Here is a 14,300-nt window from a genome sequence, read left to right on the forward strand (position 1 = left end):
GTCTCATCTCTCCATCTCTGCTTGTTTTTTCTATTATAGAGGATTTTCAAAAAGTCGTCTTCCCAGAACGAAGCTGTTCGAGGAGTGAATTCGACATCGAATCTTGAATTCAGCCGGGACAGTTTGCGATCCCCTCGAAAAATCAGCAAAATATTTACATTAAAAAAACTGAAAATTGTGATAAATTATATTTTTTTTAATTCTCCGGTGCATTAAGATTACACTAATTCCAACCAAGTTCAAATATTCACAAGTAAAATATAAGGCGGGATGCACATGTTAAAAACCGAAGAACGCGGAACGGATTTATCCCTGCATTTGTACAGGGTCTTTGCCAAATCGTTCAAGAGCGTTAACGAGCACGCGGTTACGGGAAGTAAAATACAAGGCTTTAACCCTACTGCATTTGCGGTACTGGAGGTTCTTTATTACAAAGGTTCTCAGCCGATTCAGCAAATTGGGGCCAAGCTACTGCTACAAAGCGGCAATGTCACCTATGTCATTGATAAGCTGGAGGCTGCCGGTCTCCTGCACCGTACCCCTTGCCCACGTGACCGCCGCGTGATCTACGCGGAGTTGACCCCGCAAGGACAGGAACTGATGGACCAGCTCTATCCGGAATTTTCCGATCGCATCGACCATGCCCTCAGTGGCCTGAACGATGAGGAGAAGCAAACGATGATTGAGCTACTGAAGAAAATGGGACGCGAAGCTGAGAAACTGGCCCCGCTCCTGCGAAAATAAACGGAGGCTGTTCTCCCTTCACTCTAATCGTGATTGGGGGAACAGCCTCTATTCGTTGAATGGGCCTCATCTACGGATTGGTTAACGATGCCAATGCTTGCGCGCATTCATGAATATGCCGGACATAGTCTCCGGTCAGTTCTTGAATCTCCGTGCTGCTCTCCGCAACTGTGCGGCCCTCCCGCTCCACATCCACCAACTCGACACGAACCTCACGTGGGTCCATATAGGAGCACTGAAAATCAAAGGAATAAAATTGACGTCCTGCGGCATTGATATGAATCCGCAAGCTATCCGGGTCGGCAAGATCGGCCTGGACCTGCGCAGAATCTCCGGGGTTCAAATACTCCGGTAGCTGAGTTTGCCAGGCGTTGACCAACGTGGATTGATCTATATTCAGTTCTCTGCTCATGCTGCACCTCCCCTTTTCTTAAAAGGTATTTTAAAAGTCGCCTGTTGATCACGAAGTAACTTGAGAAGTGAAACTCGACTTTTTAAAGTCCCATTTTAAGTTGTGGAGGTGCAGCTTATTTTATACCTCGTTAGAGCTTCGGTTATAAAAAGTAAATTCGACATCGAATCTTGAATTCAGCCGGGCCTAGCGTATGCTTCCGTAGCATGTTTCCTTCAGAAACATTTTAGTTGCTCACGTACCCATGCTTCCGAAGTAGTTTTCTCCGAAAACTTATAGCTCCGCTCCTGCCGTCCCTAGCTTCATTTAACTCAAGCGTTTTGAAAAAACGCACATCGGAAGCATCAGCTTTGGTCCTGAAAAACCAACCTTCTGAACACGCACTATAAGTCGCGTTGTGCAATATCTCTGGAAGCACGGTTCTGCTCCTCGCCTGGCGTCCGGTTCCGCAGACCGAGTACGCTAATTACGCCTACAACGGCAATGACCGCCATGACGATGAACAGGGTATGCAGACTCTCTCCAAGGACATGCTTCAGTTCACTCCACAGCTCCGGGGGGAGCAGATGGACCTTCTCCGGAGAGAGCAACTGATCGATATCATCCTGAGAGATCGGTGTTCCGTTAAAGGTTTTACCTACCGTTTGCGCAGCAATATGAAGATTAATCAACGTTCCAAAGGCGGTCACCCCGATCGTCTGGCCCATAGACTTGACGAACGAATTGAGGGCCGTAGAGGCACCACGCAGACTGTAACCCACCGAAGACTGCGCAATAATTGTAAAGACGGTAAACGAAAAGCCAAAGCCAATACCATACAAAGCATTGCATACAAGCATAATCCAAAGCGGTGTAGTTTCACTCATTAAGGAAAGGCCTGTAGCACCCACCCCAATGATAATCATGCCGATAAGTGACGTATAGCGAGAACCACGAGAAATCAGCCAACGGCTGCCGAGTACCGATCCCAGCATCCAGCCGATAGACATCGGTGCCAGAACCAGACCGGAGATTGTCGCATTCTTCCCAAGAACACCTTGAATCCAGAGCGGCAAATACGAGGTTAGGCCAATGAGCAGTGCACTGGCTAGCAGACTGGCCAGGTTGGAGAAGGCGATATCGCGAATGCGGAACAGCTTAAGCGGAACGAGTGGTTCCGCCGCCCGCTTCTCTACAAGGAAGAACAGGACAAGGCAGACCACCGCCCCGCCTAGCAGTGCCAGCATAGCTGGGGAAGACCAGGCAAGCTGCTGTCCACCCGTAGCCAGCCCAATCAATAAGGCCGATATTCCGACTGTAAAGGTGATTGCCCCCGCGTAATCAATACGCGCCTTCCGCTTCTCGATTTCTTCATGCAAATAACGAATAATAAAGATCAGAGAGAGTAGTCCAAACGGAATATTGAAATAGAAGACCCAGCGCCAATTGAGCGAGTCGACCACATATCCCCCAAGCAGCGGTCCAATCAACGACGAAATGCCCCAAACAGAGCTGAGCCAGCCCTGAATTTTGGAGCGTTCTTCTATCGAATAAATATCACCAATAATTGTAAACGTAACCGGAATCAAGCCCCCGGCTCCGATGCCCTGCAGCGCCCTAAAGGCAATAAGCTCCCCCATGCCCTGAGCAATCCCGGACAAAATAGACCCTGTCAGGAACAACAGGGAGCTGATGACGAATACCGGCTTTCTGCCGAACAAATCGCTAATCTTGCCAAAAACAGGCGTAGTGACAGCCATAGCCAGCAAATAGGCGGTAAATACCCAGCCCAGCAAATGAGCCCCACCCAAATCGCCGACGATGCGCGGACCAGCCGGGCCAATCACCGTACCTTCAATCGCGGCCAGAAATGTGGACAAGAGCAGTCCAATAAGTATGTAATTGCGTCTGAGCGTAACCTTCGCCATAACCAAACCTGACTTCCTTTCCTCTTCCATCACATGTCAATGATTCCATAAGCCTCAATTATAGAGGAACGTGTGAAAAAAAGAAAGATGAAGGAAGCAGGTAGCAGACCCAAGCAAATGGGTCCAAACGCTCGACGATAACGACTCTCCTACGCTTCTGACAAGTAGTATTCCTGCTTAAGCAAAGCACACATCAGCAGGTCAACAAAGCCGTTACCCACTTGTTGATACTCTCGCAGCAGACCTTCTTCTGTGAAGCCGAAGGCTTGTAGCAGTTTGCGTGATTCCTTGTTGCGGGGGTCCACCAAAGCCTCGATCCGATTCAGCCCCATCGTCTCGTAACCGTAGGCAAGCAGCATACGCAGCGCCTCCGACATATAGCCGTGCCCCCAGTATTCAAGCCCCAGATCATAGCCAATCTCACCACGGTAGGCACCGGACAGCTCCCAGACATTAAAGCCGCAACTGCCGATCAGTCTGCGCTCTTCCTTCAATTCGATGCCAAAACGCAACGCATCCTCGCTTTCGGCCAAGCCGTTGAGCAAGCTGATCATCTCCCATGTCTCCTGTACGGAAGCAAAGGCTGGAACATTCATATACTTCGTAACCACCGGGTCGCTCCAATATTGGAACATGATCTCGGCATCCCTGCGCCCCATACGACGCAGCCGAATACGTTCTCCTTCCAACGCGGGAATATCTCCGCCGCATTTGTACACGTCTGTATCCTCCCTTGTCTCATCAAGCCAGCATGATTCTAGCTAATCACACTTGAGGCTTACGAGTCAAAGGAAGAGACCTGCTTGCCCAACATTTGGCTTTGGGCCAGCACAATATAACGGTCCAGACGTTGGCTTAATTCCAGCACAGTTCCGCTGCTAAAATTGTCCTGCGTGGCCGCATTCATCAGTTCCAACCGCAAATGCTCGATAGTCGCTTTCAAATCATTGCTTACTTTTCTATTATTAAGGCGTACGCCCTTTGAGGATTCAGGTACCATAAGATCACCTTTTCTTTAATCTTGACCCTATTTTACCTCATGATGCCAAAAAACATATTTTGCAAATTTGATAAAATTTAGCACACTTTATTATAATGAGATGAGATTAGTCTCGCTGTTATAGCAAAGGGCGATCAAGGAGGATGTATACATGTTTCAGACGGACACTTATTCAGGCTCCCGTGAAGAGCAGCAACAGGCGCTGTTGACGCAACTGGAAGCGTTAATCGCGGGAGAGAGCAACATGGTAGCCAATTTGGCTAATGCTGCTGCATTACTTAATTTCTATTTAACAGATATTAATTGGGTTGGCTTCTATTTATATGATGGTAAGGAACTTGTTCTTGGTCCGTTCCAGGGCTTGCCGGCATGCATCCGCATTCCTCTGGGCAAGGGTGTCTGTGGAACAAGTGCAGAGCGCCGGGAAACACTTCGCATCGAGGATGTCCACGCATTTCCGGGACATATCGCCTGCGATGCAGCCTCCAACAGCGAAATTGTCGTGCCACTGGTTAAGGACAATCATTTGTTAGGTGTTCTGGACATAGACAGCCCGCTCAAGGGACGGTTTGATGCCGAAGATCAAGTCTTCCTGGAACGTTTTGTTTCTATATTAAATGCAGAGCTTCCCACACCCGTATAACCAACAGCTAGCAAAGTTTTCCGATCTGGCAGCGGCCTGCCTTTTGTGCCGTTGCCTTTTCTATGTTAGGCAGCTACCTCATTGCGCTTCTACTCCGATTCCAGCCCCCTGGGCTTCTCCCTCTTCATTCTTCTCCATGAATCAGGCCAAAAAGGTCGCAAGCTCTCGATAATGACCAGAAACCTCACATAAATCTGGATTTGCGTGGAAATTCCTGCTAATTGAGTGAATTGAATTATTTTCTTCTTGCGTTCATTTCATGTATTATATTAGGAGCGTCAAAAATGTAAAGCTAATGTAAACGCGCAAAGCAGTTCAATGCTCCCTGCACGTCATAGCGAACCATTTTGCGGAAAGGAAGGAACACGCCGTGCTACAACTAAATCGCATTCGGCTCGCAAACATCAAGCCGTTTGTTTTTTTCTCCGCTATTATGATTTTGAAAATTTATCTGGTTTGGATGGCTATCTTTGATGGGGTCCCTCCATGGGGGCCACTGCTCAAGGAAATTCCGTTCGTCTGGGTTCTGTTCTGCCTGATTGAATGGTTCGCCTCCAAACGGAAGATCGGGCTCTACCTGACTGTGAACCTGGTCGTTACTGCCGTGTTCTTTGCGGCTATCATGTATCACAAATACTATGGAGTTATGGTAACCTATCATGCTCTGGAGCAGGTCAATCAGGTTACGGCTGTGAAAAATAGCGTATTCTCATTGTTGGCCCCTTACTATTTGCTCATTTTCCTGGATATCATTGTTATTGGCTTCTGGCTGTTCCGTAAGAAGGGCGCAGAGAAGCTGAAAAATTTATTTAACTTAAAGAAAGCCAGCACCGGAGTGATTGCCGTCATCTTTGGTATTTCGCTCCTGGTCTGCCTATTTAATATTTGGCCGAACCGGGCTAGCATGAACGAGATTAAGAAGGCGGAGCAAATGGGTATTCTCAACTATGAGACCTACACGATCTTCTCCAGCAGCAAGAAGGAAGATTTGGTCGATGCCAAGGAGATTACTCAAGCGAAAGTCAATCAATTGAAGGGCATTACTGCTCCGGATGAACCGAATTATTTTGGCGTTGCCGAAGGTAAGAACCTGATTATTATTCAATTGGAATCGTTCCAAAACTTTCTGATTGATCTGAAGGTGGATGGTAAGGAAATTACACCTAACCTGAATCGCCTCGCGAAAGAAAACATCTACTTCAAGCATTTCTATCAGATGGTAGGGCAAGGAAATACGTCTGACGCTGAATTTGTAGTCAATACGTCATTCTATATTCCATATAATGAAGCGGCTACGCAGAACTATCCTAGCAAGGACTTGCCGAGCCTGCCGAAATTACTGCGTGAGCAAGGCTACGATACGGCAACCTTCCATACCAATGTGGTCGAATTCTGGAATCGTGCGGAGCTCTACGATGCGATTGGCTTCGATCGGTATTATGATCAGCCTTTCTTCGGAACCGAAGATACTGTATTTTTCGGCCCATCCGATGAGGTGCTCTATAAGAAAACAGCGGAAGTGATGGACAAAACACAGCAAAGTGGTCAGCCATTCTACTCTCATGTTATTTCCATGACTGCGCATCATCCGTACACGACGCCGCCGGAGAAGGATAAGATTGTATTGCCGGAGCAGTACCAGGACAATATGGTGGGTGACTACCTGCGGGCTCAAAGCTATGCGGACTATGCGCTCGGGAAATTTGTAGAAGACTTGCAGCAAAAGGGTATTTGGGACAATAGCGTCATTGTTATTTATGGTGACCATCTTGGCTTACCTATGTATTCGCTGGATAAGCAAGGCTTGGCGCTGATGCAGGAGATTTACGGACGGGAATATACGTACAAGGATATGATTAATATCCCGCTAATTCTACACATTCCTGGAGAACCTCCGTCGGTGAAGGACAATGTGGGAGGTCAGGTCGATATTTTGCCGACAGTGGCTAATTTGTTAGGCATTAATCTGGACCAGCAGTTGCACTTTGGAGAGGACCTGTTGAACCAAACCGGATATAACCTGCTACCACAGCGTTATTACCTGCCTTCCGGCTCTTTCCTGAATGAAGAGGCCTTGTTCATACCAGGCGCCGGATACAGCGACGGGACAGAGCATCCGCTGGCTACAGATAAGGCTCAGCAATCACTGACGACCGAGGACGAGTTCAATCGTGCCCTTGAACTGCTCCGCCTGTCAGATAGTTATGTACAACAGTTGCCCGACCGAGTGAAACCCGAGGAATAACTGAACAGGATATTAAGAAAGCCGCAGGCTGCTTCCCATGATCGGGAAATAACCTGCGGCTTTTTGCTATGAGAAGATCACAAGGGGCTAGCCAGCCCCTTCACTCCAGGCTGCAATACCGTCTCTTGTTCAGCAGCCTGCTCGCGAAGCAGTTCATCTTCCTTCATTAATAAATATTTGCGGCCCTTCCAGCGGAAATAGGACAGTATTCCGCGAATATATTCATCGGCAATCATACTGGCATAAATGGCAATGATGCCCCAGCCCAGCGAAATACCGAACAGGTAGGAGCCACCAGTGGCTACGATGGACATGAAGATTAGTGAAATATTCATGGTATATCGCGTATCGCCAACAGCATTTAGCGAATTGCCTATCGCCATATTAATCATTTTGCCGGGCTGTAACAATAGATTCAGCCAGAGCAAGGAAGCACACAAGGCCAAAATCTCTGTATCCTGGGTGAACACCCCAAGCAGCTTTGGTCCAAATAAGACAAGGATAAAGGCGTTAACAATTACCAGTGGCAAACCGAGAATGAGCACGCGGAACACAGCCCGATAGGCCTCCTTCGTCTTGCCTGCCCCGTACAAATGAGCAATCTGGATCTGGGCAGCCATCGCCAGGGAGAAGCCTAACATAAAGCAAAATGATTCCAATGTATTCATATAGGTTCGCGCCGCAAGCTCAGTGGAGCCCAATACGGCAAGGAACGAGAAAATTGCCAATTGCGAGAATACCCAGCTTGCCGAATTGACCCCGAGCGGCCAACCAATTACCAGCACTTCCTTGAACAAGCCACGGTCGAATATGGCCATATCCTTAAGGCCAATCTTTCGCCGGAAGGTACCGACAAAGATGAACAGCAGGACAATCGTAGCCAATAGACGGCTGACGACTGTTGAGATAGCGACCCCTGTCAGGCCCCATTGTGGGAAGCCAAATGCCCCGAAGATAAAGCCGTAGTTCAAAATAATATGAATGACGTTCATCGCCACCGCGGTATACATCGGCCCCTTCGTATTCCCCGTATTACGGATGGCCGTACCGAGCATGGAGATCATCGCTGTCAGAATCATTCCGCCGCCAACGATGGATATATATATTCTCGCCAGAGGTAGCAGTTCCGCAGGAAGTTGTAATATCGTTGCAATAGGCCCTGGTATGGCAACCAACAGAACACTGAGGAAGATACCAATTCCGGCCGTCACTTTAAAAGCAATAATGGCTACCGTACGGGCAGCTTCTTCTTGCCCTGAGCCGATTTTTTGTGCGATCACAATTCCCGCTCCGCTCGCCACTGTGGCGAACAGCGTGGTCAAGGCATTAAAGAGCTGATTGGAGAAGCCAACAACCGCCACCGCATTATCGGATATTCGGCTAACCATCAGTGTGTCGACAGTACCTAATAAAATTTGCAGAAACAACTCAATGAATATGGGCCAGGCGAGCAGCCATAAGGAGAATTTATCCTTTTCAGCGCTCTTATTCTTTTTCACTATTACAACCTCCTGTAGAACGAGAAGCCTTACGAATTCTCTATCTTCTTGTTAGCATGAAACACATTATAGATGTTATACTAAGCTCAATGTATCAATGAATCAACCCAATCTTTCATTATTCCAACCTAAGAAGGGATGCCCGAAGATGACCCCCGTTATCGAATTTGTAGCTCCTCCCTTGCCCCACTACATTGTAAGCGGTTCATCAATTATTCCTGCTGGCGGCAAGCACCCCAGTCGGCAACATATCGGCGCCTTCGATCTGTTGGTTGTCGTGTACGGCTGTCTTTACATTGGCGAAGAAGGACGTGAATATGAGGTTCGAGCAGGACATTCCTTGATTCTCCGCCCGGATTGCTATCATTATGCCATTACCGGCTGTACAGAGAATACACTGCATCATTGGCTGCATTTTCAGCTCTTGGGGGAATGGAAAGTTATCGAAGAAAATGAGGAATCGGAACGCGGAACTCTGGGGGGTGAGCCAGATCTTCAAAGCCATTTATCTTCACCTGCATTCACGGCAACTCCATATACGGTTCCACTGCGACAATTCACCAAGCTGGCGCAGCCGCAGAAGGTATTCGGCTGGCTGGATGAATTGGTCGAGATGAATCAAAGTCTGCACATGGACGGCGTGCGCTTGCGGCAACAAGCTCTCTTCCAGAACATCATTGTGGAGCTATCCGCCTCTGCTGCGGATACCAATCCATCTCCAACATTAGCCTGTGCGGAGAAAGCAGCATCCTACCTGCGCGAGCATTATCAGCAGCCGTTCTCTGCCCGAAAATTAGGGGAAAGTATTAACTTTCACCCGGTATATATCGCTCGCTGTATGCAGAAGGTGTTCGGTTGCTCCCCCGCCGTCTACTTGATGCGCCTGCGCATCCAGCAAGCCAAGCTGCTCTTGCTGCAAACGGATTTGGCTGTAGAACGGATCGCCGAGCAAGTAGGCTTCAGTCAGGCTGCCTACTTCACGGCTTGCTTCACCCGGCTGGAAGGCTTGTCCCCACGCAAATATCGACAACGATTCACACGAAGCAAAGAGCCACGTTCCTAAGCTCTCTGCTCCACCTGAATATACAAAAAAAGAACCTCCAATCCACGCCATGCGTGATTGGAGGCCTAAACTTAATCTCTGTCATCGTCATCGTCGTCATCGTGATCATCGTCATGATCATCATCGTAGTCGTCGTCATCATCGTCATAATCAATGTCCAGCACCTTGCCGGTAGAAGCCGATATCTCTACCTCCGCATAACCGGAAGCGGTTCTAAGCGTAACCTCATATTCTTTATCGTCATCATCCCAGTCCGTCTCCACGCGAATCACTTCGCCCTTCACTGCCTGCTGTGCCAGCTTGGTAGCCTGTTCCTTCGTAATGGACTTGGACGCTGTTGCGGGCTTTGAAGCTGTACCCTTGCCATTACCTATTACTGGAGTAGCTGCCCACTTGCGATTATCATCATCCTCTTCTACCTTCAGTACCTTACCGGTGATAGCCTCAATATGAACATCCACTTCACGCTGGCTATCCTGCCGATCAATCTCTACCTCATAGTAGGCCACGCTGAGCTTGCGCTCCAAGTCCACGTCCGTCACCTTGCCTGGTGCTTCCTTCAACGCGATCTGCTTGGCCTTCTCCTTGCCAATGTAGGCAGTCGCAGCCTCAGCAGCAACGACAGCACTCGTGCCTGCCAACGCCACCACCAGTCCAACGCCAAGCATCCATGATTTCTTGTTATTCATCCGAATTCATCTCCTTCAGTTCTTCTTGTTCGTTCTCTTTGGTGACTCTGGTATCTTCGGTACGCTTACTACTTTACCGGGGCAATCTAAGAGAAGCATTACAAGAAGATTAGAATTTGATGATAAAAAAGCTTATTCGGAATCATCGTCGTCATCGTCGTCGGTATCATCATCGTCCCAGGTTACGGAGATTACCTTGCCCGAAGCAACGTTTAACTGCACTTCCGCCTCGCGGCCATCCGCAGTCTCGATCTCAATCAGGTAATACCACGTCCCGCCTTCATCTTCAATATCAATATCCTTCACACGGCCAGACACCTTCTTCAAGGCCAGCTCGGTTGCCTCCTTCTCCGAGATGGAACCATCCGTATGCGGTGCAGACGGCTTATTGTCCGGCTGGGTTGGCGGCGGTACCGTTCCAGGGTCTTCTGTGGCAGGTTCACCCTCAGGATCAGAGGGACCCGCAGACAAATCATCCTGACCAGGGGCAGTTCCCTCCGTGTCATCGCTCACTGTTGGCGGTTCCTGAACGTACTCCTCCAACCGCCGAATCTCCGCGATATCTCCGTTGTCCCGTTTTACAATCAATTCGTATAAGCCCTGTCCCGTTTTCAGAAAGACCACAACGTCAGCCCCTTGTAGACGACTATCTACAATACTCCCTTCGTAGGTGTTCAGCACTCTCTGCTCGGCTTCGGCAAGCGTGAGCTTGGGACCGCTATCGGCTCTATACACCATCCATACCACAATGACGATTAACAGCAACCCTCCAGCCAGAGCGAGAGCCGCTAGCCGCCTACTCTTCCAAGTGAACCTCTGCATGCTTCTCTCCTCCTGTCTGTCAGGGCTAATAGTCAAGCCAAATCCTCCGGCATAGAACTCGTCAACCAAATTCTGGCTGTAGTTCCTGCTCCAAGACCACTCTCCAGTTCAAGCCGAGCTCCCATCGCTTCGCACAGTTCCTTTCCAAGCGACAGGCCGAGTCCCGTTCCCCCGGCTCCTTCCTGCTGCCTGCTGCGTGCTTTATCTACCCGGTAAAACCGTTCAAATACATGAGGAAGATCCTCCGGCGGAATTCCCTCTCCTCTATCCTTAACCGCAAGAAATACGGCTTCTTGCCGTCTCCCTACCACAAGTTCAATATCGCCCTGGCTATATTTCCGAGCATTATCCAGCAAGATAAAAAGAACCTGCTTCAACATATCCTCGTCTGCCCAGGCCGTTACATCATGATCTGTCGCTTGGGCAATGCTATCTTCCGGGACCACAGGAGCTACGGGTACAGGTTCCAAGCCCGTAATCACCGTAACGTTGCGCTGGTGCACCTGGGAGAACACGGTGGAGACCTGTTCGGCGAAAGCAACCAATTGGACAGCCTGCATATTTGCCTTCCATTCCCGCTTGGAGGTCGCCAAGAGCAGCAGTTGCTCCGTCATCGTCTTCATCCGCACGGCCTCCGAATGAATCGCCTCTACAGATTCCTCCAGTAAGTCCGGTCGTTCTGCTCCCCGCCGCTTTAAGAGACTGGCATAGCTCTCAATGATCGTCAGTGGAGTCTTTAATTCATGAGAAGCATTAGATACGAATTGCTCCTGACGGACAAAGCTTTCCTCCAGCAGCCCAATCATTTCGTTGAATGTATCGCCCATCTCGGCCAGCTCATCCCGGGATTTGCCGGTCTGCTTCAGCCGGGCGAATTCCCCGCTACGGATAATACGCCGCATGGTGCCCGTCATGCTTGCAATCGGCCGCATCACAAGGTGGCCCAGAATGCCGCTGGAAATGACCACAGGGACAAGCACGGCTGCCGACACACTGATCAGCACCAGACGCAAAATACGCAGGAGCTCCGTCAGCTCCACCAGACTGGACATCATCTGGACATTGGCCACCGAGCCGCTTGGGCCAATCACCGAAAGCGATACGAAGCCGTAGCGCTCCCCGTCAATCGTCACTTGCTCCAGCCTGCGTTCGCTATAGAAGGTTTGCTCCTCTCGTCCCAGCTCCAGTTGATTGCCGGAAGCAACCAAGGCGCTGCCCTCGCCCGAGGGCTCCACCCAGCGGAGCGTTCCGTCCAGCGGTACATAGGCCCGCAATAACCCGTTTAGCGCCGTGCGTCCTTCCGCCGTGCGCAGAGCGTCCGCCGCCTGCTGACTTTCGGCCAATAGCTGGCTCATCTCCCGATCCATCATCAGTCTGTGGAACACCGTATACACCGTCACATTCGCCGCAAGCAGCAAGACGGCAAACAACACCGACGAGTATAAATGAATCTTGCTCCCCAGCTTCATGTGGCATCGCGGAGCACGTACCCCACGCCCCTTACGGTATGAATCAATTCCGGAGAAAAGCCTTCATCCACCTTCTTGCGAACATAGCGGATATATACGTCTACCACATTGGTGTTCCCCGTGTATTCAAACCCCCACACCTGGTTAAGCAATTGTTCCCTGCCCAGAACAAGTCGCTTATGACGAAGGAGCATCGCCAGCAGATCGAATTCCCGCTGGGTTAGTGCAATCTCCTGACCCGCTCGCTCCACCTGCCGGGTAGCCTCATTAAGACGCAGATCAGCAGCGCTTAGCCACTCATCAGGATCAGGCTCTCCCGTTGCCTGGGCACCATTAGCAGTTGGAGTCTGGCGCAGGAGCACGCGGATGCGGGCTAGCAGTTCTTCCATATCAAAAGGCTTCGTTACATAGTCATTAGCCCCCAGATCAAGCCCGGTGACCTTGTCTGTGACCGAGCCTTTGGCCGTCAGCATCATAACCGGCGTCTTTACATCAACCGCCCGGATTCGCTGTAATAAATCAATACCGGTTATCCCGGGGAGCATGACGTCCAGCAGAACCAGTGCGATTCCACCTGCCTTGTACGCAGCCCATCCCTCAACGCCGTCCGGGGCCAAGCTAACGGCATAGCCTTCGCTTTCCAATTCAATTTGCAGAAGACGGGCAATCTTGCGTTCATCTTCTACAACCAGTATCGTGGTCTCGCTCAACCCGTTCTCACCTCCGCCAAAGAAGTCCCCTGCCTCTACTATCTATGATTTTTCCGCTCACAAGTACGCAGCAACGTATCCGCGATTTCCTCGATAAAGTCTTTCATCTCCAGTTGACTCAGCCAGGTAGCTGGGATGACCGCCATCCCGTCCCGCGCTCCCAGCAGGTTCCCGCAGATGGCCCCGGTTGAATCGCTATCTCCGTTATGGTTCACGGACACGGCCAGAGCCTGCGTAAATTCCTCTTCCCGTAAAGCGGAATATAAAGCAATCGCCAGCGCCTCCTCGGCAATCCAGCCTTCGCCCAAACGGGAGATGGCATCCTCCGCAGTAAGATGGCTGCTCGCCAGTTCCATCGCTTGCTCCATGGCCGTCAACGTTTCTGCGCTCTGCTTCCACCTGGTCAGCTCCTGAATGGCGGAGCTTGCGCTCCCCTCCATCGTGTTACCGTTCAACAATTCGGCAATCATCAGCGCCAAGGCCCCAGCCGCCAGATACCCGGTAGGATGCCCATGCGTCAGCGCCGCTACTTCACAACCTGTACGAAACGCATATTCCGGATCATTATACAAAAACAACCCTACGGGCGCTACCCGCATCACTCCCCCACAGCCCTTGCTATCGTTAAGCGGCTGCTCCATCGTGCCTACCTTACCGCTTTCCAGAGCGGAAAGACAGGTAAGTCCGGGAGCCCGGCGAGCGTGCAGTTCTTCCACATCCAGAATCCAGCGTCTTCCCGCGTCTCCCAAACCCCTCTCAGGACGCAGCCAATGTTCATGATCCAGGCGCCCAGTCTGTGTATACAGCCATCTTAAGTAAGCCGGGTATACCCCGCTGCCCACAAAGGAACCGATGCCCCGTTCACTGCAACGTTCATATCCCCGCACAATGCCGTCCGCCGTAAATAACGTCATCTGCGTGTCGTCCGACACCAAGGCTTTTTTTGTATATTTGTCCAAAGTGAACCTTGTAATTCCCTCGGGTCCGTATTGCGTTCTAATCTGCTCCAGGCTCATAAACTCCACAGGATAGCCCAAAGCGTCTCCGATGGCTCCGCCCAGCAGGCAGGCTTTGAATCTTTCCTCGTTCTCCATCCT

14 protein-coding genes are annotated in these 14,300 nt (G+C 50.3%); 4 read left to right on the plus strand and 10 right to left on the minus strand.

The annotated features are described in order from the left end of the window. Nucleotides 1-276: 276 nt before the first annotated feature. Nucleotides 277-744, plus strand: a complete 468-nt coding sequence (locus tag AC1VOR_RS13070; protein ID WP_059049780.1) for a MarR family winged helix-turn-helix transcriptional regulator — start codon at nucleotides 277-279, stop codon at nucleotides 742-744. Between the two features lie 70 nt (nucleotides 745-814). On the opposite strand, the gene AC1VOR_RS13075 is transcribed toward AC1VOR_RS13070, so the two are convergent. The 4 genes from AC1VOR_RS13075 to AC1VOR_RS13090 all read right to left on the minus strand — a co-directional run bounded on the left by AC1VOR_RS13075 (nucleotide 815) and on the right by AC1VOR_RS13090 (nucleotide 4,063). After that, nucleotides 815-1,156, minus strand: coding sequence for a hypothetical protein (locus AC1VOR_RS13075; RefSeq protein WP_482618400.1), 342 nt, complete (start codon nucleotides 1,154-1,156; stop codon nucleotides 815-817). 383 nt (nucleotides 1,157-1,539) lie between these two features. After that, a complete protein-coding gene (locus AC1VOR_RS13080; protein ID WP_482618401.1) occupies nucleotides 1,540-3,063 on the minus strand; it encodes an MDR family MFS transporter in 1,524 nt (507 codons plus the stop codon). 149 nt (nucleotides 3,064-3,212) lie between these two features. Next, a complete protein-coding gene (locus tag AC1VOR_RS13085) occupies nucleotides 3,213-3,782 on the minus strand; it encodes a GNAT family N-acetyltransferase (RefSeq protein ID WP_482618402.1) in 570 nt (189 codons plus the stop codon). Between the two features lie 59 nt (nucleotides 3,783-3,841). Then, nucleotides 3,842-4,063, minus strand: coding sequence for a Spo0E family sporulation regulatory protein-aspartic acid phosphatase (locus AC1VOR_RS13090; RefSeq protein WP_482618403.1), 222 nt, complete (start codon nucleotides 4,061-4,063; stop codon nucleotides 3,842-3,844). A 151-nt stretch (nucleotides 4,064-4,214) separates the two neighbouring features. On the opposite strand from AC1VOR_RS13090, the gene AC1VOR_RS13095 reads away from it, so the two are divergent. Together AC1VOR_RS13095 and AC1VOR_RS13100 are read left to right on the plus strand one after the other, a co-directional pair. Continuing rightward, nucleotides 4,215-4,706, plus strand: coding sequence for a GAF domain-containing protein (locus AC1VOR_RS13095; RefSeq protein WP_482618404.1), 492 nt, complete (start codon nucleotides 4,215-4,217; stop codon nucleotides 4,704-4,706). 370 nt (nucleotides 4,707-5,076) lie between these two features. Beyond that, complete coding sequence (locus tag AC1VOR_RS13100; RefSeq protein WP_482618405.1) at nucleotides 5,077-6,951, plus strand: LTA synthase family protein; 1,875 nt, start codon at nucleotides 5,077-5,079, stop codon at nucleotides 6,949-6,951. Between the two features lie 77 nt (nucleotides 6,952-7,028). Here AC1VOR_RS13100 and AC1VOR_RS13105 read toward each other — a convergent pair whose 3' ends face one another. Further along, complete coding sequence (locus AC1VOR_RS13105) at nucleotides 7,029-8,450, minus strand: MATE family efflux transporter (protein WP_482618406.1); 1,422 nt, start codon at nucleotides 8,448-8,450, stop codon at nucleotides 7,029-7,031. 148 nt (nucleotides 8,451-8,598) lie between these two features. On the opposite strand from AC1VOR_RS13105, the gene AC1VOR_RS13110 reads away from it, so the two are divergent. Next, the gene (locus AC1VOR_RS13110) at nucleotides 8,599-9,513 is read left to right on the plus strand and encodes a helix-turn-helix domain-containing protein (RefSeq protein ID WP_482618407.1); all 915 of its coding nucleotides are present in this window, start codon (nucleotides 8,599-8,601) and stop codon (nucleotides 9,511-9,513) included. Between the two features lie 71 nt (nucleotides 9,514-9,584). Here the strand turns inward: AC1VOR_RS13110 and AC1VOR_RS13115 are convergent, their stop codons facing one another. From AC1VOR_RS13115 to AC1VOR_RS13135, 5 genes are all read right to left on the minus strand, one after another. Continuing rightward, complete coding sequence (locus AC1VOR_RS13115; RefSeq protein WP_482618408.1) at nucleotides 9,585-10,202, minus strand: PepSY domain-containing protein; 618 nt, start codon at nucleotides 10,200-10,202, stop codon at nucleotides 9,585-9,587. 132 nt (nucleotides 10,203-10,334) lie between these two features. Then, nucleotides 10,335-11,024, minus strand: coding sequence for a PepSY domain-containing protein (locus AC1VOR_RS13120; protein WP_482618409.1), 690 nt, complete (start codon nucleotides 11,022-11,024; stop codon nucleotides 10,335-10,337). Between the two features lie 32 nt (nucleotides 11,025-11,056). Continuing rightward, the gene (locus tag AC1VOR_RS13125; protein ID WP_482618410.1) at nucleotides 11,057-12,493 is read right to left on the minus strand and encodes a sensor histidine kinase; all 1,437 of its coding nucleotides are present in this window, start codon (nucleotides 12,491-12,493) and stop codon (nucleotides 11,057-11,059) included. Continuing rightward, nucleotides 12,490-13,203 (minus strand): response regulator transcription factor, encoded by a 714-nt coding sequence (locus AC1VOR_RS13130; protein ID WP_482618411.1) that lies wholly within the window; start codon nucleotides 13,201-13,203, stop codon nucleotides 12,490-12,492. The genes AC1VOR_RS13125 and AC1VOR_RS13130 overlap by 4 nt, the downstream gene beginning before the upstream one ends. A gap of 38 nt (nucleotides 13,204-13,241) precedes the next feature. Next, nucleotides 13,242-14,297, minus strand: coding sequence for an ADP-ribosylglycohydrolase family protein (locus AC1VOR_RS13135; RefSeq protein WP_482618412.1), 1,056 nt, complete (start codon nucleotides 14,295-14,297; stop codon nucleotides 13,242-13,244). Nucleotides 14,298-14,300 lie beyond the last annotated feature (3 nt).

The organism is Paenibacillus sp. 1SOY10 (assembly GCF_056836745.1).